This window comes from Synechococcus sp. CCY 9618, from assembly GCF_019038415.1.
In the GTDB taxonomy this organism is placed as follows: Bacteria; Cyanobacteriota; Cyanobacteriia; order PCC-6307; family Cyanobiaceae; genus Cyanobium.
Genome location: NZ_JAFKRG010000019.1, coordinates 13,013 through 35,296 on the forward strand (window position 1 = coordinate 13,013; position 22,284 = coordinate 35,296).

21 protein-coding genes, 1 pseudogene and 1 riboswitch are annotated in these 22,284 nt (G+C 70.7%); of the genes and pseudogenes, 12 read left to right on the forward strand and 10 right to left on the reverse strand.

Annotated features, from left to right (window positions below; translation table 11 throughout):
• Positions 1 to 13 precede the first annotated feature (13 nt).
• From KUG41_RS05160 to egtB, 5 genes are read right to left on the reverse strand one after another with little or no spacing between them, the layout of a single operon-like run.
• A complete protein-coding gene (locus tag KUG41_RS05160; protein ID WP_216901774.1) occupies positions 14 to 814 on the reverse strand; it encodes a YdcF family protein in 801 nt (266 codons plus the stop codon).
• Positions 815 to 829: 15 nt separating this feature from the next.
• Complete coding sequence (locus KUG41_RS05165) at positions 830 to 1,315, reverse strand: hercynine metabolism protein (protein WP_216901776.1); 486 nt, start codon at positions 1,313 to 1,315, stop codon at positions 830 to 832.
• On the reverse strand, positions 1,312 to 1,548 hold the full coding sequence (locus KUG41_RS05170) for a hercynine metabolism small protein (protein WP_216901778.1): 237 nt from the start codon (positions 1,546 to 1,548) through the stop codon (positions 1,312 to 1,314). Before KUG41_RS05170 ends, KUG41_RS05165 begins: the two co-directional genes overlap by 4 nt.
• Positions 1,545 to 2,516 (reverse strand): L-histidine N(alpha)-methyltransferase, encoded by a 972-nt coding sequence (gene egtD / locus KUG41_RS05175; RefSeq protein WP_216901780.1) that lies wholly within the window; start codon positions 2,514 to 2,516, stop codon positions 1,545 to 1,547. The genes KUG41_RS05170 and egtD overlap by 4 nt, the downstream gene beginning before the upstream one ends.
• Positions 2,510 to 3,748, reverse strand: a complete 1,239-nt coding sequence (gene egtB, locus KUG41_RS05180) for an ergothioneine biosynthesis protein EgtB (protein ID WP_216901782.1) — start codon at positions 3,746 to 3,748, stop codon at positions 2,510 to 2,512. The genes egtD and egtB overlap by 7 nt, the downstream gene beginning before the upstream one ends.
• Before the next feature lie 60 nt (positions 3,749 to 3,808).
• Between egtB and KUG41_RS05185 the strand changes: the two genes are divergently transcribed.
• Both KUG41_RS05185 and KUG41_RS05190 read left to right on the forward strand, forming a co-directional pair.
• Positions 3,809 to 4,855: a cysteine synthase A gene (locus KUG41_RS05185; protein WP_254216865.1), complete on the forward strand. Its 1,047-nt coding sequence runs from the start codon at positions 3,809 to 3,811 to the stop codon at positions 4,853 to 4,855.
• Positions 4,852 to 6,984 carry a serine/threonine protein kinase gene (locus KUG41_RS05190; protein WP_216901784.1) on the forward strand — a complete coding sequence of 711 codons (2,133 nt, stop codon included), beginning with the start codon at positions 4,852 to 4,854 and terminating at the stop codon, positions 6,982 to 6,984. Before KUG41_RS05185 ends, KUG41_RS05190 begins: the two co-directional genes overlap by 4 nt.
• A gap of 9 nt (positions 6,985 to 6,993) precedes the next feature.
• Here the strand turns inward: KUG41_RS05190 and smpB are convergent, their stop codons facing one another.
• On the reverse strand, positions 6,994 to 7,494 hold the full coding sequence (smpB, locus tag KUG41_RS05195; RefSeq protein WP_216901786.1) for an SsrA-binding protein SmpB: 501 nt from the start codon (positions 7,492 to 7,494) through the stop codon (positions 6,994 to 6,996).
• Positions 7,495 to 7,559: 65 nt separating this feature from the next.
• Between smpB and ruvB the strand changes: the two genes are divergently transcribed.
• The 8 genes and pseudogenes from ruvB to KUG41_RS16070 all read left to right on the forward strand — a co-directional run bounded on the left by ruvB (position 7,560) and on the right by KUG41_RS16070 (position 14,298).
• Entirely contained in the window at positions 7,560 to 8,669 is a 1,110-nt protein-coding gene (gene ruvB / locus KUG41_RS05200; RefSeq protein WP_254216866.1) for a Holliday junction branch migration DNA helicase RuvB, read from the forward strand.
• Complete coding sequence (locus KUG41_RS05205; RefSeq protein ID WP_216901788.1) at positions 8,666 to 9,472, forward strand: tetratricopeptide repeat protein; 807 nt, start codon at positions 8,666 to 8,668, stop codon at positions 9,470 to 9,472. Before ruvB ends, KUG41_RS05205 begins: the two co-directional genes overlap by 4 nt.
• A gap of 19 nt (positions 9,473 to 9,491) precedes the next feature.
• Positions 9,492 to 10,715 carry an amidohydrolase gene (locus tag KUG41_RS05210; RefSeq protein ID WP_254216867.1) on the forward strand — a complete coding sequence of 408 codons (1,224 nt, stop codon included), beginning with the start codon at positions 9,492 to 9,494 and terminating at the stop codon, positions 10,713 to 10,715.
• Positions 10,712 to 10,975, forward strand: a complete 264-nt coding sequence (locus KUG41_RS05215) for a DUF3188 domain-containing protein (RefSeq protein ID WP_216901790.1) — start codon at positions 10,712 to 10,714, stop codon at positions 10,973 to 10,975. Before KUG41_RS05210 ends, KUG41_RS05215 begins: the two co-directional genes overlap by 4 nt.
• A gap of 41 nt (positions 10,976 to 11,016) precedes the next feature.
• Positions 11,017 to 11,616 carry a HEAT repeat domain-containing protein gene (locus KUG41_RS05220; RefSeq protein WP_216901792.1) on the forward strand — a complete coding sequence of 200 codons (600 nt, stop codon included), beginning with the start codon at positions 11,017 to 11,019 and terminating at the stop codon, positions 11,614 to 11,616.
• A gap of 130 nt (positions 11,617 to 11,746) precedes the next feature.
• Positions 11,747 to 11,863: riboswitch (TPP riboswitch) on the forward strand.
• Positions 11,864 to 11,942: 79 nt separating this feature from the next.
• Entirely contained in the window at positions 11,943 to 13,334 is a 1,392-nt protein-coding gene (gene thiC, locus KUG41_RS05225) for a phosphomethylpyrimidine synthase ThiC (RefSeq protein WP_216901794.1), read from the forward strand.
• 152 nt (positions 13,335 to 13,486) lie between these two features.
• Positions 13,487 to 13,630, forward strand: a pseudogene (locus KUG41_RS16065) (glucose-1-phosphate cytidylyltransferase); the annotation flags it as partial.
• A gap of 422 nt (positions 13,631 to 14,052) precedes the next feature.
• On the forward strand, positions 14,053 to 14,298 hold the full coding sequence (locus KUG41_RS16070) for a hypothetical protein (RefSeq protein ID WP_216902038.1): 246 nt from the start codon (positions 14,053 to 14,055) through the stop codon (positions 14,296 to 14,298).
• A 75-nt stretch (positions 14,299 to 14,373) separates the two neighbouring features.
• Here KUG41_RS16070 and tkt read toward each other — a convergent pair whose 3' ends face one another.
• From tkt to acpP, 3 genes are all read right to left on the reverse strand, one after another.
• On the reverse strand, positions 14,374 to 16,392 hold the full coding sequence (gene tkt / locus KUG41_RS05240) for a transketolase (protein ID WP_216901796.1): 2,019 nt from the start codon (positions 16,390 to 16,392) through the stop codon (positions 14,374 to 14,376).
• A gap of 77 nt (positions 16,393 to 16,469) precedes the next feature.
• Positions 16,470 to 17,717 (reverse strand): beta-ketoacyl-ACP synthase II, encoded by a 1,248-nt coding sequence (gene fabF, locus KUG41_RS05245; protein WP_216901798.1) that lies wholly within the window; start codon positions 17,715 to 17,717, stop codon positions 16,470 to 16,472.
• A gap of 7 nt (positions 17,718 to 17,724) precedes the next feature.
• On the reverse strand, positions 17,725 to 17,967 hold the full coding sequence (gene acpP, locus KUG41_RS05250; RefSeq protein WP_216901800.1) for an acyl carrier protein: 243 nt from the start codon (positions 17,965 to 17,967) through the stop codon (positions 17,725 to 17,727).
• A gap of 150 nt (positions 17,968 to 18,117) precedes the next feature.
• On the opposite strand from acpP, the gene psaC reads away from it, so the two are divergent.
• Both psaC and glmS read left to right on the forward strand, forming a co-directional pair.
• Positions 18,118 to 18,363 (forward strand): photosystem I iron-sulfur center protein PsaC, encoded by a 246-nt coding sequence (gene psaC / locus KUG41_RS05255; RefSeq protein WP_007099573.1) that lies wholly within the window; start codon positions 18,118 to 18,120, stop codon positions 18,361 to 18,363.
• 102 nt (positions 18,364 to 18,465) lie between these two features.
• The gene (glmS, locus tag KUG41_RS05260) at positions 18,466 to 20,364 is read left to right on the forward strand and encodes a glutamine--fructose-6-phosphate transaminase (isomerizing) (protein WP_216901802.1); all 1,899 of its coding nucleotides are present in this window, start codon (positions 18,466 to 18,468) and stop codon (positions 20,362 to 20,364) included.
• A 369-nt stretch (positions 20,365 to 20,733) separates the two neighbouring features.
• Here glmS and KUG41_RS05265 read toward each other — a convergent pair whose 3' ends face one another.
• Positions 20,734 to 22,185 (reverse strand): mannose-1-phosphate guanylyltransferase/mannose-6-phosphate isomerase, encoded by a 1,452-nt coding sequence (locus KUG41_RS05265; protein WP_216901803.1) that lies wholly within the window; start codon positions 22,183 to 22,185, stop codon positions 20,734 to 20,736.
• Positions 22,186 to 22,284 lie beyond the last annotated feature (99 nt).

The following is a 22,284-nucleotide window of genomic DNA, read 5'->3' on the forward strand; positions in this document are numbered from 1 at the left end:
CGGGTCTCCCCCCTCAGATCCAGCCCCGCAGCCGGTAGGCCAGCAGCCCAAGGTGTTCGCGCATCGCTGTGGTGGTCAGCACCAGGGCTTCGGCGCTCGGGAGCACGCTGAGCAGGCTGCCGACCACTGTGGGCGTCCCGAAGGACTCCCTGCCGGGAAGCTGGAAGTCGCAGGCGACCGGGATGATCCGGATGTCGCCCGCTGCCCGCCTGAGGGTGGCGAAGGACCGGGGCAGGTGGGTGGCGCTGGTGACGAGCAGCAGCGAGGTCCAGCCCCGCCGCCGGGCCACCTCCACAAGGGCCCGGCTCTCCTCGGCCGTGTTGCGCCCCTCCTCGCTGGTCACGATCCGGTCGGCCGGCACCCCCAGGCTGGTGGCGAGGACCTTGGCCAGAGCGGCTTCGCCGGCGGCAGGGTCGTTGGCCATGAACGTGACCCGGCCGCCGGTCACCAGCAGCCAGGGGGCCTTGCCCTCCCGCAGCAGGGCCACGGCACGCAGCAGCCGGTCGCCGGCTTCATTCACTTCCACTCCCTGGCGAGGGGGCAGGGCCGGCCGCAGGCCTCCCCCCAGTACCAGCACGGCATCCGCCCGGGGGATCGGGGCGGGGGTCATCCGGGCGGCCCTTTCCTCCAGGCCCCACACCAGCTGGCGGCTGAGCAGGGGTGTGGCGGCCAGCCACAGCAGGGCGATGCCGGCCGCGGAGAGGGCGGGCCCCAGGCGGCGCTGCCGCGTCACCAGGCCGGCGATCTGCAGCAGCAGGGCCAGGCCGAGGGGGTAGAGGCCCAGGGGGAGAAGTTTCGAGAGCAGAAAACCCATCGGTCCGAAAGGGATCTAGCGCTGCTGGCGCCGTTTGAGCTCCTGCAGCTCCTGCTGGGCCTCGAAACGGGCCCAGTCCGCTTCGAGGTCCGGCGTGGAGGCGGCGCGGGAATGGCGGAGGCGCACCAGCTCGGCCAGCTCCGCCTCCACGCCGGTGAAGCGCTGGCCCAGGTCGGCCAGGGCCTGCCAGCGGTGGCGCCCCTGGTTCATCAGGGTGGCCACATGGGCTTCGGCGCGGCCGGCCAGGGCCTCGGCTCCGGCGGCCCGGGCCCGGGCGATCCGTCCCTGCCACTGACGGATCTCATCGGCGAGCCTGAGCAGCTCCTGCCGCTGGTCCTCCGCCTGCTGGCGCAGCCTCACCCGCTCTCCCAGCAGCCTCTGCTGCCGCTCCCGGCCCTCCTGTTCCCTGAGCAGCTCCTCCTGCTGGGGATTGGTGCGCAGGAAGCCCTCCAGCTGCTGCTCCAGCCGCGCCTCCAGTTCCTCCAGCCAGCTGTTGCTCATGGCAGCGGCTCACCGGGGGCGCGGGTGATCAGGGGCGCTTCGATCTCCTCCTGCAGGGGCGTGATGGCCGCCTCGCGGGAGCGGAGCAGCAGCTGGGTGAGCCGGGCGATGGCACCCTCGCCCAGGTCCTGTTCGCCGATGCGGTCGAAGGCCCGCCGGTACAGCCCCTCCAGTTCCTCGATCAGCCCTTCACGCACGCCCCGCATGGCCTGCCGTTGCTCCTCCCTGCTCATGGCCCGCTTCGCTGGTCGTCCGAGTCTGCCTGCACCAGCAGATGCAGGGAGAGATCCCCGGCCGGATCGCTCCAGCGGTCCGCTCCCCGCCAGCCGGCCGCGGCGGCCAGTTCCAGGAAGGCCGCGGGACCGTACTTGTAGCTGTACTCGGTGATCAGCGGCTCCCCGGCCCTGAAGGGCCAGTGCCGCCCCGCCATCCGCACCTCCTGGTCGCGCTGGCTCACCAGGGCCATGGCGATGCGGCTCTGTGCGACGTCCCACCAGGCCCGGTAGCGGAAGTCGGCGGCCGAGAAGTCGCCGTCCAGATCGCGGTTGAGCCGGGTCAGCAGGTTGTGGGCGAAGGCCTCCGACCAGCCGGCCCGATCGTTGTAGGCCGCCTCCAGCCGCTCCACGGCTTTGGGCTGGTCGATGCCGATCAGCAGGCGGCTGTCCGGTCCGAGCAGCCGCCGGAACTGGCGCAGCAGGGCCAGGGCTCCGGGGGGATCGAAGTTGCCGAGGGAGCTGCCCGGATAGAAGCCCAGCCGCCGCTGCCCCTTGAGCATGGGGTGGTCGGGCAGGTGATCCAGGTGGCTGTAGTCGCAGCAGATGCCCAGCACGGGCAGGTCGGGATGGCGCGCCTGCAGGGCGCGGCAGGCCGGGGCCAGATGGTCGGCGCTGATGTCGAGGGCCACGTAGGCGGCCGGCCCCAGGGCGCTCAGCAGGGGGCTGACCTTGCGGGCACTGCCCGCCCCGAACTCCACCACCACCCCGGGCCCCAGGCCGGCCGCCATGGCGTCGGCCCGCGCCTCCAGCAGCGCCGTCTCGGTGCGGGTGAGCCCGTATTCCGGTTGTTCGCAGATGGCATCGAAAAGACGGGATCCCTCGGCGTCGTAGAGCAGCCAGGCCGGCAGCTGTTTCGGGCTGCGGCCCATGCCTTCGACCACCAGCCGGGCCATGTCGGCCGGTTCGGGATGGAGGTCGATCAGCATGCGCCCGTGGCGCTGTCACGGGCCAGCCGCAGGCCGGCGGCCATCCAGCGGCTGTGGGGCGGGAAGAAATTGCGGTAGGTGGGGCGGGCGTGGCCCGCCGGGGTGAGGAAGCTGCTGCCGCGGAGCACGAACTGGGAGGTCATGAACTTGCCGTTGTATTCCCCCACCGCGCCGGGGGCGGGGAGGAAGCCGGGGTAGGGGCGGTAGGGGCTGGCCGTCCATTGCCACAGGGCGCCGAAGGCCCCGGGAAGCGGGTGGCCGTCGGGTGCGGCCGGTTCCGCCACCACCACCTCCCATTCCGCCTCGGTGGGCAGCCGGGCGTCGCTCCAGCGGGCGAAGGCATCGGCCTCGAACCAGCTGAGGTGGCGCACCGGCGAGCGGGGGTGGCGCGGCCGCCGGCCCGCCAGGGTGAACTCCCAGTCGCCGCGCCAGTAGCGCGGCCCGGTCCAGCCCCGCTCCTGCACCAGGGCCCAGCCCTCGCTCATCCACAGCTCCGGCCGCCGGTAGCCCTCATCGGCGATGAAGGCCGCGTAGTCGCCGTTGGTCACGAGCGCTTCGGCGATCGCGAAGGGCTCGAGCCACTGCCGGTGGCGAGGCCCCTCGTTGTCGAAGTGGAAGCCGCCGCCGGCGTGGCCGATCTCCACCAGGCCGCCGGGGTGGCGGCGCCAGCCTCCCTGAATGTCCGTCTCACCGGCACCGGAGGGTTCCTGCCCATAGGCGGGCTCCAGCGGGTTGCGGCTGAAGCCGTCGAGCAGGTCCATCAGCAGCAGTTCCTGGTGCTGCTGCTCGTGCTGCAGACCCAGTTCCATCAGCGCCAGCAGGGGCTCGGCCTCATCGGAGGGACGGCGATCCACGTCGTTCAGCAGCGCCTCCAGCCCGGCATCGACCCGATGGCGCCAGGCGAGCACCTCGGCGATGGTCGGGCGGGTCAGCAGGCCCCGCTCGGGCCGGGGATGGCGGCTGCCGATGGCTTCGTAATAGGAATTGAACAGGTGGCCCCAGCGGCGATCCGGCGTCTCGTGGCCGCGCAGATGGGGCTCCAGCAGGAAGGTCTCGAAGAACCAGGTGGTGTGCCCCAGATGCCATTTGGCGGGGCTGGCATCGGCCATGCCCTGCAGGCAGAGGTCCTCCGCTTCGAGGCCGGCGATCAGGTCCATGCTGTGCTGACGCACCGCCTGCAGCCTGTGCCAGAGCTGGGTGATGTCCGCCGGGGAATGCGCCCTGGAGCCCATGGGCCTGTCGTTCTCTGGGGCCGACCCTAGGGATGTTCCCTACGATCCGGCCACGCAGCCATGGAGAAGGCCAACCACATGGGCGCCCACAACGAAGGCAGCAGCACAGGGATCACCGAGGGCTTCAGCGGGGCTGTCGGATCGACACCGCTGATCCGGCTGCATGGGCTCAGCGCGCTGACGGGTTGCGAGATCCTCGGCAAGGCGGAGTTCATGAACCCGGGGGGCTCGGTGAAGGACCGGGCCGCCCTGGGAATCCTCCAGGAGGCGGAGGCCAGTGGCGCCCTCCAGCCGGGCGGCACGGTGGTGGAGGGCACCGCCGGCAACACCGGCATCGGCCTGACCCACCTCTGCAATGCGCGGGGCTATCGCTGCCTGATCGTGATCCCCGACACCCAGTCGGGTGAGAAGATCGGTCTGTTGCGCAGTCTCGGTGCCGAGGTGCGCACCGTGCCGGCCGTGCCCTACAGCGACCCGGCCAACTACGTACGCCTCTCCGGCCGGATCGCCGAGGACATCCCAGGCGCCCTCTGGGCCAACCAGTTCGACAACCTGGCCAACCGCCGCGCCCATTACGGCAGCACCGGCCCGGAGATCTGGCAGCAGACGGCGGGCCGGGTGGATGCCTGGGTGGCGGCCACCGGAACCGGGGGCACCTATGCCGGCGTGGCCCTCTACCTGAAGGAACGAAACCCGGCGGTCCGGTGCGTGCTGGCCGACCCCCACGGCAGCGCCCTCTACAGCTGGGCCACCGACGGCAACCTGAAGAGTGAGGGTGGCTCGATCACCGAAGGCATCGGCAACAGCCGCGTCACCGCCAACCTCGAGGGGGCGCCGATCGACGATGCGGTGCGCATCGACGACCCCACGGCCCTGCGCACGATCTACGGCCTGCTCTGGCAGGAGGGTCTGTTCATGGGGGGGTCGGTGGGCATCAATGTGGCGGCGGCCGTCGAGACGGCCCGTCGCATGGGGCCGGGCCATCGCATCGTCACCGTGCTGTGCGACAGCGGCGACCGCTACCGCTCGCGCCTCTACGACCATGATTGGCTCGCGGGCCGAGGCCTGCAGCAACCCCTGCGTTCCGGCCCGGCCCTGATTCCATGACGTCGGCAGCCCCAGCCCAGGGCCAGGTGATCGGCGGCCGTTACCGCCTCGAACGCTGCCTCGGGCCGGAGGCGGCGGGCCCCCAGGGGGAGCTGTGGCTGGCGAGCGACCAGCTGGCCGCCGACGCCCCCATGGCCCTGCGCCGCCTCGGCCCCGATCAGGATCAGGCCCGGGCCCGGGAGCTGTGGGCGCGGCTTCAGGGGGTGCTCCATCCCCAGGTGCCCCGCATCGGTGCGGTGATCCAGGAACAGGATCAGCTCTGGCTGGTGCGGGAGTGGCAGGCGGGCCGCACCTACCAGCAACTGCTGGACCTGCGGGCGGAACGACAGCTGGTGTTCGGTGCCGGAGAGGTGCTGTTGCTGCTGCGCCAGCTGCTGCCGGTGCTCGCCGCCCTGCACAGCCAGGATCTGCTGCATGGGGATCTCAGCCCTGCCAACCTGCTGCGCAGGAACAGCGACGGGCTGCCGGTGCCGCTCGATTTCGGCCTCGTGCGGGGCACCGCCCCGGGATCCGGCGGGGAGCGGCTGCTGGGAGCCACGCCGGGGTATGCGCCGCCGGAGCTGTTCCGGGGCGAGCCCGCCCAGCCCTGGATGGATCTGCATGCCCTCGGGGTGGTCTCCCTGGTGCTGCTGAGCGGCGATGGCCCGGCCCAGCTGCTGGACCCGGCCACCATGGAGTGGCGCTGGCCGGCGGTCCTGGAGATCGAGCCGGAGCTGAGCCGTCAGCTGCAACGGTTGCTGAGCCGCCAGCCCGAACGGCGTTTCGCCTCGGCCGGCCAGGCCCTGGTGGCCTTCCAGTCCCTGGCGATGCCGGACAGCACGGGTCCGGTGCCCCGTGCCGATCGGACCGTGATGCTGGTGCCGATGGCGGCGCCTGCCCAGCCCCCGTTCGCCGGCGACGGCGCCGAGGGGCCCATCAGCGAGCGCCCGATCGCGGAGGCCCCGCGCTCCGAGCCCCGCCGCCCTGAGGAGCCGGCGGCCCAGGGCGAGCCCCAGCTTCCCTTCAGGGCCGTGGCGTCCCCCGCCGCGACGGCCCCCGCCGCCGACCCCGAGGCCCTGCGCCGGCGCTACGAGGAACGGGAGGAAGCGGCGGAAGGGGGCTTCTGGCCCGTGCTGGTCGCCCTGGTGCTGTCGGCCGTCGTCGGCACCGCCGTGGGCTGGTGGTGGCTGGGCCGCGGCAAGGTGGCTCCCCCGGCTCCGGGTGGGGTTGCCGAGCTCCCCAGCAGCCTTCCCCCATCGGAGGTGGATCAGCGCCAGCAGCTGCTCAACCGGCTGCGGGCGATGCAGGTGGACCGGGCCTGGTTCCTGAGCCTGGTGGATGCGGCCCTGCTGGCCCAGTACCCGGAACGCAATGGCCGTCTGCCCTCGGACACGCTGGAGGACGCCCCCCTGCGGCGGGTCTGGAACGAGATCGCCGAGGAATGGCTGGCCCGGGTGGAGCAGCTGCCCCTGCCCCTGCGCCGCCGCCTGGGCAGCTTCAGCAGCACCGACTGGGAGCAGCGCCAGGCCGCCCTGGTGCGTCAGGGCCTGAGCCCGGCGGTGCTGCGGGAGCTGGTGTCGGCCAGCGTCCAGAACCTGTTGCCGGGTCGGGCCTCCCAGGCGATGCCACCGGAGCCTTTCCGCCAGATCTGGTACGCCGCCGCCGACCTCACCCTGGAGAACCTGCGGATCGAGCCCATCGAGGCCGCCTCCGGCGCCACCGAGGTGCTGGCGGCGGAGGTGCCCGCCAGTGGTGCCCGTCTGTTCCCGATCCGCCTGCCTGCGGGCCACGGCCTCGCCCTCGGGGTCAACGGCTCACCCCTGCTCCAGATGAGCGTCTTTTCCTCCGAGGGCACCCTGCTGGAGCCCAAGGGGCCGCTGCGGGTGGTGACCCTGGGATCCCAGAAACGCTCCCCGGTCCAGTTGCTGCTGACCAACGATGGTGTCGCCCCGGCGATGATCCGCCTGTCGCTGCGGGCCGATCCACCGCCGCCCACACCTGCCCCGGTGCCGGAGCCCCCGCCGGTGCAGGGGGAGACAACCGAACCGCTGCCCGATCCGGCACCGGCGACCAGCGGTGGCGGTCGGACGACCGGCGGGGTCCAGCCCCCCCCGGCCGCGCCACCCCCGGTGGAACCCACCAGCCCCTGAGGGCCCCGCTCAGAGCCGGGCGACGGCGGCCCGGGTCTCCTTGTCCACCTGTTTGCGTTTCTCTTCCGCACGCTTGTCGTGCAGCTTGCGGCCCTTGCCCAGGCCGATGGTGATCTTGATCCAGGAGCCCTTGAGGTGCAGGTTGAGGGGGATCAGGGTGAGGCCCTTCTGGTCGAGGGCGACGCGCAGCTTGTCGATCTCGCGACGGTGGGCCAGCAGTTTGCGCACCCGCAGCGGCTCGTGGTTGAAGAACTTGCCGGCGTGGCTGTGGGGGGAGATGTGGACGTTGTGGAGCTGCATCTCGCCGTTGCGGATCAGGCAGAAGCCGTCCCGCAGGTTCACCTGGCCCGCCCGGATCGACTTCACCTCGGTGCCGAGCAGTTCGATGCCCGTTTCCAGGGTCTCGAGAATCTCGTACTGGTGCCGGGCCAGGCGGTTGTCGGCCAGCAGCCGGTTGGCCGGGTCGGCGCCCTTGGCGCCGCCGCCCTTCCTGCCGGGCCCCTTCGCCATCGCCGCCGCCCCCGCCATCGCCTTGGTGCTCCCCGACCCTAGGCAGCAGCCGGTACCCTCCAACCATGGCGATCATCTCTTCGGGAGGAACGGCCGCGCCGGGGCCCGCCGGTCCCCGCCGCACCGCTTCGCCCCGGCCCGGGTCCGTTGACCCCGGTGGCGTCTGCGCCGGGAGCCTGGTGAATCCCGTCGCCCGCCCCGACGAGGAACCGGTGCACCGCGAGGATGGGCTGCGGCCCCGTCGCCTGGCGGACTACATCGGCCAGAGCGAACTCAAGCAGGTGCTGCGCATTGCGGTGGAGGCCACCCGCAGCCGCGAGGAGGCCCTGGACCACGTGCTGCTTTACGGCCCTCCCGGCCTCGGCAAGACCACCATGGCCCTGGTGCTGGCCGAGGAGCTGGGGGTCCGCTGCCGGATCACCAGTGCCCCCGCCCTGGAGCGGCCCCGCGACATTGTGGGCCTGCTGGTGAACCTCCAGCCCCGGGAGGTGCTCTTCATCGACGAGATCCACCGGCTCAACCGGGTGGCGGAGGAGATCCTCTACCCCGCCATGGAGGACTTCCGGCTCGATCTGACCGTGGGCAAGGGCACCACCGCCCGCACCCGCAGCCTGGCCCTGGCCCCCTTCACCCTGGTGGGGGCCACCACCCGAGCCGGGTCGCTCAGCTCGCCGCTGCGGGATCGCTTCGGCCTGATCCAGCGGCTTGAGTTCTACGGCCAGGGCGACCTGGAGGCGATCGTGCAGCGGGCCGCCGGCCTGCTGCATCTGGCCCTGCAGCCCTGCGCCGCCGCCGAGGTGGCCCGTCGCTGCCGGGGCACCCCCCGCATCGCCAACCGCCTGCTGCGCCGGGTGCGGGACGTGGCGGCGGTGGGAGGGCACGGCCGCATCGATGCGGCGCTGGTGGATGAGGCCCTGGCCCTGCACCGGGTGGATGGCCGTGGCCTGGATGCCAGCGACCGCCGGCTGCTGAGCCTGATGGTGGAGGCCTACGGGGGCGGACCGGTGGGACTGGAGACCCTGGCGGCGGGGCTGGGGGAGGATCCCGCCACCCTGGAGGCGGTGGTGGAGCCGTTCCTGCTGCAGCTGGGATTCCTGCAGCGCACCCCCCGCGGGCGGATCGTCACCCCCGCCGGCCGCGCCCATCTCGACGGCCCCGCCGCCGTGGCGGCATGAGGAGCCGATCTGCGGCGGTTCTGGGCCTGCTCAGCCTGCTGCTGGCGGGGCTTCTGGCCTGGCCGGCGGCCGTGCGGGCCGACCCCGGCACGGCGGCGGGTTCGCTGCCGGACTTGTTCGAGCGGGCCCTGACGGCCAGCCGCGAGGGGCGTTTCGGTGATGCCCTGCCCCTGTGGGATCAGGTGGTGGAGCGGTCACCGCAGGATGCCTCGGCCTGGAGCAACCGGGGCAACGTGCGGCTGGCCATGGGCGATCCGCAGGGGGCCATCGCCGACCAGGACCGGGCCATCGCCCTGGAGCCCACCAGCGGCGATCCCCATCTCAACCGCGGCACCGCCGAGGAGGCCCTGGGCCTCTGGTCGGAGGCTGCCGCCGACTACCGCTGGATTCTGGAGCGGGATCCCCTTGATGCTTCCGCCCTTTACAACCTCGGCAACGTGGAGGGCTCCCAGGGCGACTGGGGGGAGGCCCGCCGCTGCTTCGAAGCCGCCGTGGCCGCCCGGCCGGGCTTCGCCATGGCTCGCTCCAGCGCCGCCCTGGCCGCCTTCCAGCTGGGGGAGACGGCGGCGGCGGAAAAGCAGCTGCGCGACCTGATCCGCCGCTACCCCCTGTTCGCCGATGCCCGGGCGGGCCTCACCGCCCTGCTGTGGCGACGCGGCGCCCGGGGCGAAGCGGAGAGCCACTGGGCCGCGGCCTCCGGCCTCGATCCCCGCTACCGGCAGCAGGAATGGCTGCTGCAGATACGGCGCTGGCCGCCGGTTCCCGTTCAGGCTCTGGCCCAGTTCCTGGCGCTGACCCCCTGAACTGCCCACCCCCCTGTCCATGAACCCCCTCTCCTTCTCCCCGATCGCCGCCACCGGCGCCGAACCTTGGGACGTGCTTCAGCTGGAGACGACCCTGCAGGAGGTGCTGCCGGAGCTGATCCAGGTGCGCCGCCACATCCACCGTCACCCCGAGCTGAGCGGCCATGAACAGCAGACGGCCGCCCTGGTGGCCGGGGAGCTGCGCCGCTGGGGCTGGCAGGTGCGCGAAGGGGTGGGCCGCACCGGTGTGCTGGCCGAGCTGGGTCCGGCCGATGGCCCCCTGGTGGCCCTGAGGGCCGACATGGATGCCCTGCCCATCGAGGAGCGCACCCGGCTGGCCTATGCCTCCAGCCATCAGGGTCTGATGCATGCCTGCGGCCACGACATCCACACGGCCGTGGGCCTGGGGGTGGCCCGCCTGCTGGCCGGGGTGGCCGAGCGGCTCACGGCGCGGGTGCGGCTGCTGTTCCAGCCGGCGGAGGAGACCGCCCAGGGGGCGGCCTGGATGCGGGCGGATGGGGCCATGGAGGGGGTCCAGGCCCTGTTCGGGGTGCACGTCTTCCCCAGCCTGCCGGTGGGCACGGTGGGGGTGCGCAGCGGCAGCCTCACGGCCGCGGCGGGGGAGCTGGAGGTGGAGGTGCTGGGGGAAGGGGGCCATGGCGCCCGCCCCCACCAGAGCACCGATGCGATCTGGATCGCCGCCCGGGTGGTGAGCGGCCTGCAGGAGGCGATCAGCCGGCGGCTCGATCCGCTGCATCCGGTGGTGGTCAGCTTCGGGCGCATCGAGGGGGGCAAGGCCTTCAACGTGATCGCCGACCACGTGCGGCTGCTGGGCACCGTCCGCTGCCTGGATCTGGAGGTCCACGCCCAGCTGCCCGGCTGGATCGAGGACACCGTCCATGCCCTCTGCCGCGGCCATGGGGGTGAGGCCCGCGTCCACTACCGCTGCATCTCCCCGCCGGTGCACAACGATCCCGCCCTCACCCAGCTGGTGGCCGATGCGGCGGTGGCCCTGCTGGGCCGCTCCCGGGTGCAGTGGCTGGAGCAGCCCTCCCTGGGGGCCGAGGACTTCGCCGAGCTGCTGGCGGACACACGCGGAACCATGTTCCGGCTGGGGGTGGCGGGCCCCGGTGGCTGCTCGCCGCTGCACAGCAACAGCTTCGATCCCGACGAGGGCTGTCTGGGGGTGGGCATCAAGGTGCTCACCCTGAGCCTGCTGCGCTGGATGGAGCGGCCGGTTTGAGCCCCCGTCGGCCTCCCCGCTTCCGGGCGCCGCTGCTGGCCCTCTCCGTGCCCCTGCTGATCCTGCTGGCCCTGGTGGTGCTGCTGCAGCGGCAGGGGTCCGACAAGCTGCCGGCCGTGCCCGCCCTGGTGATCGGCAGCGGCCTGCTCACCACCAGCTGGGTCCGCCGGCGCCGCCGCCGGGCCGAGCTGCTGCGGGCCCTGCGCGAGGAGCGGCCTGCCGCCACGCCGCCGCCGGCGCCGCCGGTTCCACCCGGCTGAAGCCCGCTGCGCGATGGTGAAGGTTCCCCGCCGAGATCCCCGTGACTGCACCCACCCCCGATCTTGAAGCCGCGCGGCAGGCGATCGCCTCGGGCGACCCGTCCCTGGCCATGCCGGCCCTGGCGGGGTTGCGGGGAGTGGAGCCGGAGGCGGCCATCCCCCTGCTGCTGCTGGGGCTGGAGCAGACCACCTTCGTGATCCGTTCGCTGGCCTGTGCCGGTCTGGGGGTCAAGCGCAGCGAGGCGGGCTGGCAGGCCCTGGTGAGTGCCCTGCAAGGCGACGAGGACGCCAACGTGCGTGCCGAGGCCTCAAACGCCCTCGCCAGCTACGGGGTGGAGCGGGCCTGGCCCCTGCTGCGGGAGGCCTTCGTGGCCGACGACCAGTGGCTGGTGCGCTGCAGCATCCTCTCGGCCCTGGCGGAGCAGGAGGCCATGCCGCCGGCGTGGCTGCTGGAGCTGGCCCGCCTGGCGGTGGCAGATGGCGACGGCACGGTGCGGGCCGGTGGGGCCGAGATCCTGGGCCGCCTGGTGCGCGATGGCCGGGGGCCGGAGGCGGCCGAGGCGCGGGAGGGCCTGGCGGCGCTGCAGGGGGATGGCGACCACCGGGTGGCGGCCGTGGCGCTGGACGGTCTGCAGGCCTGATGCCTGCGCCGACCTGGATCGCCTGCCCCGGGGACAGGGTTGCGCGCTGATTCCCGGTTCTGTACACCTTGTACAGAACCGGGAATCATTGCTGTGGAGCCCTTGTCCCCGTTCAACCTTGCTAGGTTTCAAGTGTCACTAGGGGTGCCCGGCGCAGGATCCACCGATCGCTTCGCCCAGGGCTGAGATCACACCCTCCGAACCTGATCCGGGTCATGCCGGCGCAGGGAAGTGCGGTTTCTCAGGCTGCGCCTCGCCATTTCGGCCCCCATCGTCCTCGTCCGGCTCCCGCCGGCGGGCCGTTCCGTCCTCCGCCCTTATCCATCATGCGCAGTGCCTGGATTCAGAAGCGTCGTGGTCAAGCCAACGTCACCCAGCTGCATTACGCCCGCCAGGGGGTGATCACCGAGGAGATGGCCTTCGTGGCCAGCAGGGAAAACCTGCCTGAGTCCCTGGTGATGGAGGAGGTGGCCCGGGGCCGCATGATCATCCCGGCCAACATCGAGCACCCTGGCCTGGAGCCGATGGCGATCGGCATTGCCTCCAGGTGCAAGGTGAACGCCAACATCGGCGCCTCGCCCAATGCCTCCGATCTCAACGAGGAGGTGGAGAAGCTGAAGCTGGCGGTGAAGTACGGCGCCGACACGGTGATGGACCTCTCCACCGGCGGCGTCAACCTCGATGAGGTGCGCACGGCGATCATCAACGCCTCCACGGTGCCGATCGGCACGGTGCCCGTGTACCAGGCGCTGGAGAGCGTGCACGGCTCGATCGAGAAGCTCGATGCCGACGATTTCCTGCACATCATCGAGAAGCACTGCCAGCAGGGGGTCGACTACCAGACGATCCATGCGGGCCTGCTGATCGAGCACCTGCCGCTGGTGAAGGGACGGCTCACCGGCATCGTGAGCCGCGGCGGCGGCATCCTGGCCCAGTGGATGCTCTACCACCACAAGCAAAACCCACTCTTCACCCGATTCGACGACATCTGCGAGATCTTCAAGCGCTACGACTGCAGCTTCTCCCTGGGAGATTCCCTCCGCCCCGGCTGCCAGCACGACGCTTCCGACGCTGCCCAGCTGGCCGAACTGAAAACCCTGGGTGAACTCACCCGCCGCGCCTGGAAGCACGACGTGCAGGTGATGGTGGAGGGTCCGGGCCATGTGCCGATGGATCAGATCGAGTTCAACGTCAAAAAGCAGATGGAGGAGTGCAGCGAGGCGCCCTTCTACGTGCTGGGTCCGCTGGTCACCGATATCGCCCCCGGCTACGACCACATCACCAGCGCCATCGGCGCCGCCCTGGCGGGCTGGCACGGCACGGCGATGCTCTGCTACGTGACGCCGAAGGAGCACCTGGGCCTGCCCAACGCCGAGGACGTGCGCGAGGGCCTGATCGCCTACAAGATCGCCGCCCACGCCGCCGACATCGCCCGCCACCGCCCCGGCGCCCGCGACCGGGACGACGAACTCAGCCGCGCCCGCTACGCCTTCGACTGGAACAAGCAGTTTGATCTGTCACTCGATCCAGAACGGGCCCGCGAATACCACGACGAAACCCTGCCAGCAGACATCTACAAGCAGGCCGAATTCTGCTCCATGTGCGGTCCCAAGCACTGCCCCATGCAGACCAAGATCACCGACGAGGACCTGGCGGGGCTCGAGGAGGTGCTCAAGGCGCAGTCGGAGCGGGAGCCGGTGGAGACGGTGGGTGGCTGAGCGGGAGGCCTGATCCCTTCCGTTGGTGACCTGCGAGCCGATACCCAGCCAAGCGAAGCTTCAGAACCGGCTTGCTGCGTTGCCATTGCCTGCGCGCCGGCAGACATCCTCCGCGTCCCCGGCCAGCACCCCTCCACCGACTTTTCCTGCTGGTGAAAGTCGTCATCCTGGTCGGTGGTCTGGGTACCCGACTGGCGGAGGAAACCCACCTGCGGCCCAAGCCGATTCTCTGGCACATCCTCAAGATCTACAGCCACCACGGCATCAACGATTTCATCATCTGTTGTGGCTTCAAGAGCAGCTGTTTGGCCCTGTGTCTCTGCGAGCTGGGGGCCAGGGTCACCGGTTTCACCATCGAACCGGATACGGAACCCGCCCTGTTCAAGCAGCTGGATCTGGAGCGACGCCTTGACCACAACGAGGGCGATGTGGGGGATTTTGAGGCCGTCGCAGCCCTGGTGGCGAGTTCCCAGCCGGAGCTGGTGTTGCACTGGCGCCCCATCCCTGCGTGGCCGTGCTGATCACCACCGACAAGGTGTAGCGCAACAACGAGTGGCTCTACGGCTATCGGGAGAACGATTCCCTCGGCGGCCATGATCCATACAGCAGCAGCAAGGCGGCGGCCAAACTGGCCATCGCCTCTTGGCGCCCCAGCTTCTGCGGTCCGCGGCCCCACCAGTCGCCCCACCTTCGCCTGGCCAGCGCCCGGGCCGGGAACGTGATCGGCGGTGGCGACTGGGCCGCCGACCGGATCATTCCCGACACGGTGCGCTCCCTGCGGGCCGGCGAGCCGATCACCCTGCGCAACCCTGACGCCATCAGCTGGGACTTCGCAACCACCACGGCCCGCACGCTTCAGTGGTATCTCCGTGTAGTCGAAGCGGGAGAGGACCCCAGGGCCTGTTGCCTCGACGACCTCTCCGCCTATCTCGCCTCTCCCGCGCTGGGCCGCTCCACCCGATGACCGCTTGCTGCGGCTGATCCTCAACGAATGGGTTGGACCTGAGGGCAGCCGCCCGGGGGAAGCCCCACTGACGCTTCAGCCCAGGGCCTTCGCGGTGGCCACCACGTTGTCCACGGTGAAGCCGAACTTCTCCAGGCAGACACCGCCGGGGGCCGAGGCGCCGAAGCTGTCGATCGACACGCTGGCGCCATCGAAACCGGTGTACTTGTGCCAGCCGAAGGAGCTGGAGGCTTCCACCACCACCCGTTGGCGCACGGAGGCCGGCAGCACCGATTCGCGGTAGGCGGCATCCTGCTCCTCGAACAGCTCGATGCAGGGCATCGACACCACCCGTACGGCCTTGCCCTCGGCCGTGAGCTGGGCGGCGGCTTTGACGCACAGGTCCAGCTCGGTGCCGGAGCCGATCAGGATCAGTTCCGGGGTGCCGGCGCAGTCCTCGAGCACATAGCCGCCCAGGGCCACTTTCTCGGCGGCGGAGTTGGCCTGGTTGGCCATGGCCTGGCGGCTGAGGGCCAGCACGGTGGGGCGCTTGCGGTTGGTGACGGCCACCTTGTAGGCACCCATGGTCTCATTGCCGTCGCCGGGACGGATCACCAGCAGGTTGGGGATGGCGCGCAGATTGGCGAGGGTTTCGACGGGCTGGTGGGTGGGACCGTCTTCGCCGAGGCCGATCGAGTCGTGGGTCAGCACGTAGATCACCCCCAGGCCCGACAGGGCGGACAGCCGCATGGCGCCGATCATGTAGCCGGCGAAGACCAGGAAGGTGCCGCCGTAGGGGATCAGGCCGCTGTTGTGATAAGCGATGCCGTTGAGGATCGCCGCCATGGCGTGCTCGCGCACGCCGAAGTGCAGGTAGCGGTTGGCCTCATGGCCCTTCTGGAAGCTGGCCTCGCCCTTGATGTCGGTGAGGTTGGAGTGGGTGAGGTCGGCGGAGCCGCCGATCAGTTCCGGCAGGCTGGGGCCGAACGCGTTGAGGGCGTTGTAGGAGTGCTGGCGGGTGGCCAGACCCTTGTCGGCGGGGGTGAACACCGGCAGAGACGCATCCCAGCCCTGGGGCAGTTCGCCGCGCAGCAGGCGCTCGAATTCGGCGGCCTCGGCGGGGTAGCGGCTGCGGTAGGCGGCCAGGCTGTCGTTCCAGGTGGCCTCGGCGGCGGCCCCGCGCTGGATCGCCTGGCGCCAGTGCTCGTAGGCGGGCTCGGGCACCTCGAAGGCGCCGTAGGTCCACTCCAGCTGCTGGCGGGTGAGTTCGGCCTCCTCGGCACCCAGGGCGGCGCCGTGCACCCCGGCGGTGTTGGCCTTGTTGGGGGAGCCGTAGCCGATGGTGGTGGTCACCTTGATCAGGCTGGGCCGGTCGGTGACGGCCTTGGCCGTCTCGATCGCCCGGGTGATGCCTTCCACGTCGGTGTTGCCGTCCGCCACGTGCTGCACGTGCCAGCCGTAGGCCTCGTAGCGCTTCATCACGTCCTCGGTGAAGGACACGCCGGTGTTGCCGTCGATGGTGATGTGGTTGTCGTCGTAGAGGGCGATCAGCTTGCCCAGACCCAGGTGGCCGGCCAGGGAGGCCGCTTCGCTGGAAACGCCCTCCTGGTTGCAGCCGTCACCCATGAGCACATAGGTGTAGTGGTCGACGATGGTGGCGTCGGGCTTGTTGAACTTGGCCGCCAGGTGGGCTTCGGCGATCGCCAGGCCCACGGCGTTGGAGATGCCCTGACCGAGCGGCCCGGTGGTCACCTCGACACCCGGGGTCTCGAAGGTCTCCGGGTGACCGGGGGTGCGGGAGCCCCACTGGCGGAACTGCTTGAGGTCTTCCAGGCTGACGCTCTCGTAGCCGGTGAGGTGCAGCAGGGAGTAGAGCAACATGCAGCCGTGGCCGGCCGAAAGCACGAAGCGGTCGCGGTTGAACCACTGGGGGTTCTTGGGGTTGTGCCGCAGCACCTTGTCCCAGAGGGAGTAGGCCATCGGGGCGCAGCCCATCGGCAGGCCGGGGTGGCCCGAGTTGGACTTGTTGATTGCATCGACCGCCAGGAAGCGGATGCTGTTGATGCAGAGCGTCTCGATGTGGCTATCGACCGGGGTGGTGGGGGCGGCGACCATGGCTTGGCAGGGGATACGGAGAAAGGGTGGTGTTCCTGGGGATGGAGGTGACCCGGTGCGGCGGTGCGCGTGGGTGTTCAGGTCATCCGACGGAAGGCGAGACAGACGTTGTGGCCGCCGAATCCGAAGGAGTTGGAGAGCACGACGTTGACCGTGCGTTCCCGGGCCTGATTGGGCACCACATCCAGATCGCAGGCGGGATCGGGCGTGCTGTAGTTGATCGTAGGCGGTACCAGGTTGTGGCCCATTGCCAGCACCGCCGCGACGGCCTCGATGCCGCCGCTGCCGCCCAGCAGGTGGCCGGTCATCGACTTGGTGGAACTCACCGGGATGGCCATGGCGTGGGCACCGAGGGCCGACTTGATGGCGGCGGTCTCGTTGCTGTCGTTGGCCTGGGTGCTGGTGCCGTGGGCATTGACGTAATCCACCTCCTCAGGCTCCAGACGGGCGTCGGTCAGGGCGAGGCGGATCGCCTCCGCCGCTCCCACGCCCCCCGGGGAGGGAAGGGTGTAGTGGTAGGCATCACAGGTCATGCCGTAGCCAACGATCTCGCCCAGTACCGTGGCGCCCCGGGCCCGGGCGTGCTCCAGGCTCTCGAGCACCAGCACCCCGGCCCCTTCGCCGATCACGAAGCCGTTGCGCTCGGCGTCGAAGGGGCGACTGGCTGTGGCGGGGTCGTCGTTGCGGAAGGACAGGGCCCGGGCACTGGCGAATCCGGCCACCCCCAGAGGGGTGATCGCTGATTCAGCGCCACCGCAGACCATGGCATCGGCCAGGCCCAGCTGGATCAGACGGAAGGCATCGCCGATGGCGTTGGAGCCGGCGGCGCAGGCCGTGGCCACGGCGCTGCTGGGGCCCTTGGCGCCGATGGCGATCGCCGCCAGGCCCGTGGCCATGTTGGGGATCATCATCGGCACGCAGAACGGGCTGACCCGGTCGGGACCGCGGTCGGCCAGCACGTGGGCCTGGGTTTCCATCATCAGCAGGCCACCCACGCCGGAGCCGATGGCCACGCCGACCCGCGGGGCGTTGCCGTCATCAATGACGAGGCCGGCATCGGCCACGGCCTGCTTGGCGGCGACCACGCCGAACTGACAGAAGCGGTCCCAGCGCTTCGCCTCCTTCGGTTCCAGCCAGCCGGCCGGATCGAAATCCTTGACTTCGGCGCCGAAGCGGCAGGCATGCCGGGAGGCATCGAACAGGGTGATCGGTGCGACGCCGTTACGACCGCTGCTCAGACCCTCCCAGTACTGCGCGACGTTGTTGCCGATCGGTGTGACCGCGCCCAGGCCGGTGACGACGACGCGGCGGAGACCCTCCACCATGAACGCCTCAGGCCTGCTTCTCTTGGATGTATTTGACGGCGTCGCCCACCGTGGTGATCCCCTCGGCCGATTCGTCGGGGATCTCGATGTCGAAGGCCTCCTCCAGGGCCATCACCAGCTCGACGGTGTCGAGGGAGTCGGCTCCCAGGTCGTTCTGGAAATTGGATTCCGGTTTGACCTCTTCAGCCTCCACGCTGAGCTGTTCAGCAACGATCGACCGGACTTTCTCGAAGATCGCTTCCTGGGACATGGCTGCTGTGAGGGAGGCAGCATCCTACGGGTCTGCCCCTTAGGGGTCCCTGCGCCGTATGAACAAGGGTGACGGCCGGGGGGAGGTCCGGCCCTGCGCCGGAACGGCTTGGGTACTTTGGGCACCTCGCCGTTCGCCCCCGGCCCTGGCATGTCCCACGCCGTCAAGATCTACGACACCTGCATCGGCTGCACCCAGTGCGTCCGAGCCTGTCCCCTCGACGTTCTCGAGATGGTCCCCTGGGACGGCTGCAAGGCCGGCCAGATCGCTTCATCACCCCGCACCGAAGACTGCGTCGGATGCAAGCGCTGCGAAACCGCCTGCCCCACCGACTTCCTCAGCATCCGCGTCTACCTCGGCGACGAGACCAGCCGCTCCATGGGCCTGGCCTACTGAACGCCGGCGCTCCAGCTGGCCTCCCATAAGCTCATGCCCGGCGCCTGTGCCGGGCTTTTTTTTGCCCCGCCGCCCCCGTTCCCCCGCCGGATTTCTGCTCCTATGTGCGGCATCGTTGCCCTGATCGGTTCGCGGGAGGCGGCCCCCCAGTTGCTGGAGGGCCTGCGCCAGCTCGAGTACCGCGGCTACGACTCGGCCGGGATCGCCACTGTCGACGGCTCGGGCCTGCACTGCCTCAAGGCCGAGGGAAAGCTGGTCAACCTGACGGCCCGCTTCGAGGAGAGAGGAGCATCGGGCCAGTGCGGCATCGGCCACACCCGCTGGGCCACCCACGGCAAGCCGGAGGAGCGCAACGCCCATCCCCACCTCGACGGCAGCGGCCAGCTGGCGGTGGTTCAGAACGGCATCATCGAGAACCACCGCAGCCTCAGGGAGCAGCTGCAGGCCGAGGGGGTGCAGTTCCGCTCCGACACCGACACCGAGGTGATTCCCCACCTGATCGCCCGCCGGCTGGCGGAACGGCAGGGGGAGGGGGCCGACGCCTCCCCGGTCCTGCTGCTGGAGGCGCTGCAGCACGTGCTGCCCCTGCTCCAGGGGGCCTATGCCCTAGCGGTGGTGTGGGCCGCGGTGCCGGGAGCCGTGGTGGTGGCCCGGCGCCAGGCCCCCCTGCTGATCGGGCTGGGCGAGGGGGAGTTCCTCTGTGCCAGCGACACCCCCGCCCTGGCCGGCTTCACCCGCACGATCCTGCCCCTGCAGGACGGTGAGGTGGCCCTGCTGACGCCCCTGGGCATCGAGCTCTACGACGCCGCCGGTGCCCGGGTCCAGCGCAACCCCCAGCTGCTGGTGGGCACCGAGCACGTGGCGGACAAGCGCAGCTTCCGCCATTTCATGCTCAAGGAGATCCACGAACAGCCGGAGACGGCGGCCCTGTGGGTGGCCCGCCATCTGCCCGGCGATGCCCTGGTGGCCCTTCCCCTCGATGCCTCGGTGTACGACGGCGTGGAGCGGATCCAGATCCTGGCCTGCGGCACCAGCCGCCACGCGGCCCAGGTGGGTGCCCACCTGCTGGAGCAGCTGGCGGGCCTGCCCACCCGTGTCTTCTATGCCAGCGAGTTCCGTTATTCGCCGCCTCCCTTGGCCCCCCACACGCTCACCATCGGCGTCACCCAGTCCGGCGAAACGGCCGACACCCTTGCGGCCCTGGCGATGGAGCAGGAACGCCGGGCCCTGGTGGCCGATCCGGCCTACGCCCCCCGCCTGCTGGGGATCACCAACCGTCCGGAAAGCTCCCTGGGCCGGCTGGTGCCCCACCTGCTCGACATCGGTGCCGGCATCGAGGTGGGGGTGGCGGCCACCAAGACCTTCCTGGGCCAGTTGCTGGCCTTCTACGGCCTGGCGGTGGCCTTCGCCGAGCGGCGTGGGGGCACCGCCCACCCCCTCGGCGGCGGCCGTACCCCCGCCCAGCTGAGGGCCCTTGTCGAGGAGCTGAGGACCCTGCCCGCGGTGCTGCAGGAGCTGGTGGAGGACCACGACCGGCGCTGCGCCGAGCTCGCCCACCTGTTCGCCGATACCCAGGACGTGATCTTCCTGGGGAGGGGCATCAACTACCCGATCGCCATGGAGGGGGCCCTCAAGCTCAAGGAGATCAGCTACATCCACGCCGAGGGCTACCCGGCCGGGGAGATGAAGCATGGCCCCATCGCCCTGCTTGATTCCCGGGTGCCGGTGGTCTCGATCGCCGTGCCGGGAACCGTGTTCGAGAAGGTGCTCTCCAACGCCCAGGAGGCCAAGGCCCGTGACGCCCAGCTGATCGGCGTGGCCCCCGCCTGCCCGGACACCGAGCTCTTCGACGTGCTGCTGCCCCTGCCGGAGGTGGACGAACTGCTCAGCCCCCTGCTCACCGTGATCCCGATGCAGCTGCTGAGTTATCACATCGCCGCCCACCGGGGGCTGGATGTGGATCAGCCGCGCAACCTGGCCAAGAGCGTCACCGTCGAGTGAGGCCGTCGGGCCGCGGACGCCCTGCGGCGGGCGAGCCCGCTGGCGCGGGCAACGCCGCCTGCGGGCGTCCGCGGCCCGACGGCGCCTGGGGGTAGGGGGTTGAAGGGCTGGCAGCTCCGGGGCTTCAGCGGCTCTGGTCCGCGAGCTCCGCGGAGCGCTGGATCGGCTGCGGGCTGGCGGGGCCACGGCCAGCGTTTCGTGCCTGGCAGATCCCCTGGCCGGGCTTATGCAATCCCTGGTGCCAGATTCCTCTCCCTTCCTCCTCCTCCCGCACCTGCCCCCTGCGGTGCTTCGCTGACACCGGCCGAAGGCGGGCGTTGCCCGCCCAGCGGGCTCGCCCGCCGCAGGCCGGCGTCAGCGAAGCACCCCTCAGGAGGGGATCAGGGCCGGCGCATCACTGCGCCCATAGCGGTCGTCGAAGCGCACGATGTCGTCCTCGCCCAGGTAGGGGCCGCTCTGCACCTCGATCAGCTCCACGGGAATCTTGCCCGGGTTAGTGAGGCGGTGGCGGGAGCCCAGGGGGATGTAGGTGCTCTGGTTCTCCCCCACCAGTTCCTCCACCCCGTCCTTCTCCACCACGGCCGTGCCCCGCACCACCACCCAGTGCTCGGCGCGGTGATGGTGCATCTGCAGGGAGAGGCTGGCGCCGGGCTTCACCGAGATCTTCTTGACCTGCCAGCGCTCCCCTTCCACCACGCCGTCGTAATGGCCCCAGGGCCGGTAGATGCGGCGGTGGGCCCGGCTCTCGGGGGCGCCGTCCCGCTCCAGCCGGCCGACGATGGCCTTCACTTCCTGGGCCCGGTCGCGGTGGGCCACCAGCACCACGTCGTCGGTCTCGACCACCACCAGATCCTCCACACCCAGTCCCACCACCAGCCGGTGCTCGCTGCGCAGGTAACAGTTGCGGCTGCCTTCGCTGATCACCCGGCCCCGCAGCACGTTGCCCTCCAGGTCCTGTTCGGAGGTCTCCCACAGGGCCGCCCAGCTGCCCACGTCGCTCCAGTCGGCATCGAGGGGCAGCACCACGCCCCGGTCGGTCTTCTCCATCACGGCCACGTCGATGGCCACGTTCGGGCCATTGGCGAAGGCCTCCCGCTCCAGTCGCAGGAACTCCAGGTCGGCGCTGTCGTGCTCCAGGGCGGTGCGACAGGCGTTCACCACCTCGGGGGCGAGTCGATCCAGTTCCGCCAGGATGGAACTGGCCCGGAACAGGAACATGCCGCTGTTCCAGGTGAAGCGGCCGGTGGCGAGAAACGCCTCGGCGGTGGGGCGATCCGGTTTCTCCACGAAACGGGCAATCGGCACCGGGATGGCGGCCAGGGGCTCGGCGGCCTCGATGTAGCCATAGCCGGTTTCCGCGCTGGTGGGCACGATGCCGAAGCTGACCAGCTGGCCTGCGGTGGCGGCGGCCATGCCGGCGGTCACGGTGGCACGGAAATCGGCCGCCCGCCGGATCACGTGGTCAGCGGCCAGGATCAGCAGCAGGGGATCGTCGCCGCGGGAGGTGGCCTGCAGGGCGGCCACCGCCACCGCCGGAGCGGTGTTGCGGCCCACCGGCTCGAGCAGGATGGCCGCCGGCTCCACACCGATCTGGCGCATCTGCTCAGCGACGATGAAGCGATGGTCTTCGTTGCAGATCAGCAGCGGCGGCGCCAGGCCGGGCAGGCCCTGCAGCCGTTGCTGGGTCTGCTGCAGCAGCGTTTCCTGGTCCGTGCCGGCCAGCGGCCAGTACTGCTTGGGGTAGCTGGCGCGGGACAGGGGCCAGAGGCGGGTTCCGGTGCCGCCACAGAGGATCACGGGAACCAGGGAGGGGGAAGCCATCGCGGCGGCAGCTGTCCCGGAGGACCATCAGACCGACCCATTCAACCGGAATCCACCAGCCCTGTCGGCGTCCGGCCGCACCGTTGGCCTCCGGCGCCT

Coding starts and splice junctions, on each gene's coding strand:
- egtB (WP_216901782.1), bottom strand. CDS start 3,748: ATGGGCTCCAGGGCGCATTCCCCGGCGGACATCACCCAGCTCTGGCAC.
- KUG41_RS05205 (WP_216901788.1), top strand. CDS start 8,666: ATGAGGAGCCGATCTGCGGCGGTTCTGGGCCTGCTCAGCCTGCTGCTG.
- tkt (WP_216901796.1), bottom strand. CDS start 16,392: ATGGTCGCCGCCCCCACCACCCCGGTCGATAGCCACATCGAGACGCTC.
- thiC (WP_216901794.1), top strand. CDS start 11,943: ATGCGCAGTGCCTGGATTCAGAAGCGTCGTGGTCAAGCCAACGTCACC.
- acpP (WP_216901800.1), bottom strand. CDS start 17,967: ATGTCCCAGGAAGCGATCTTCGAGAAAGTCCGGTCGATCGTTGCTGAA.
- KUG41_RS05160 (WP_216901774.1), bottom strand. CDS start 814: ATGGGTTTTCTGCTCTCGAAACTTCTCCCCCTGGGCCTCTACCCCCTC.
- KUG41_RS05190 (WP_216901784.1), top strand. CDS start 4,852: ATGACGTCGGCAGCCCCAGCCCAGGGCCAGGTGATCGGCGGCCGTTAC.
- KUG41_RS05210 (WP_254216867.1), top strand. CDS start 9,492: ATGAACCCCCTCTCCTTCTCCCCGATCGCCGCCACCGGCGCCGAACCT.
- egtD (WP_216901780.1), bottom strand. CDS start 2,516: ATGCTGATCGACCTCCATCCCGAACCGGCCGACATGGCCCGGCTGGTG.
- smpB (WP_216901786.1), bottom strand. CDS start 7,494: ATGGCGAAGGGGCCCGGCAGGAAGGGCGGCGGCGCCAAGGGCGCCGAC.
- KUG41_RS05265 (WP_216901803.1), bottom strand. CDS start 22,185: ATGGCTTCCCCCTCCCTGGTTCCCGTGATCCTCTGTGGCGGCACCGGA.
- KUG41_RS05185 (WP_254216865.1), top strand. CDS start 3,809: ATGGAGAAGGCCAACCACATGGGCGCCCACAACGAAGGCAGCAGCACA.
- psaC (WP_007099573.1), top strand. CDS start 18,118: ATGTCCCACGCCGTCAAGATCTACGACACCTGCATCGGCTGCACCCAG.
- KUG41_RS05165 (WP_216901776.1), bottom strand. CDS start 1,315: ATGAGCAACAGCTGGCTGGAGGAACTGGAGGCGCGGCTGGAGCAGCAG.
- glmS (WP_216901802.1), top strand. CDS start 18,466: ATGTGCGGCATCGTTGCCCTGATCGGTTCGCGGGAGGCGGCCCCCCAG.
- fabF (WP_216901798.1), bottom strand. CDS start 17,717: ATGGTGGAGGGTCTCCGCCGCGTCGTCGTCACCGGCCTGGGCGCGGTC.
- KUG41_RS05170 (WP_216901778.1), bottom strand. CDS start 1,548: ATGAGCAGGGAGGAGCAACGGCAGGCCATGCGGGGCGTGCGTGAAGGG.
- ruvB (WP_254216866.1), top strand. CDS start 7,560: ATGGCGATCATCTCTTCGGGAGGAACGGCCGCGCCGGGGCCCGCCGGT.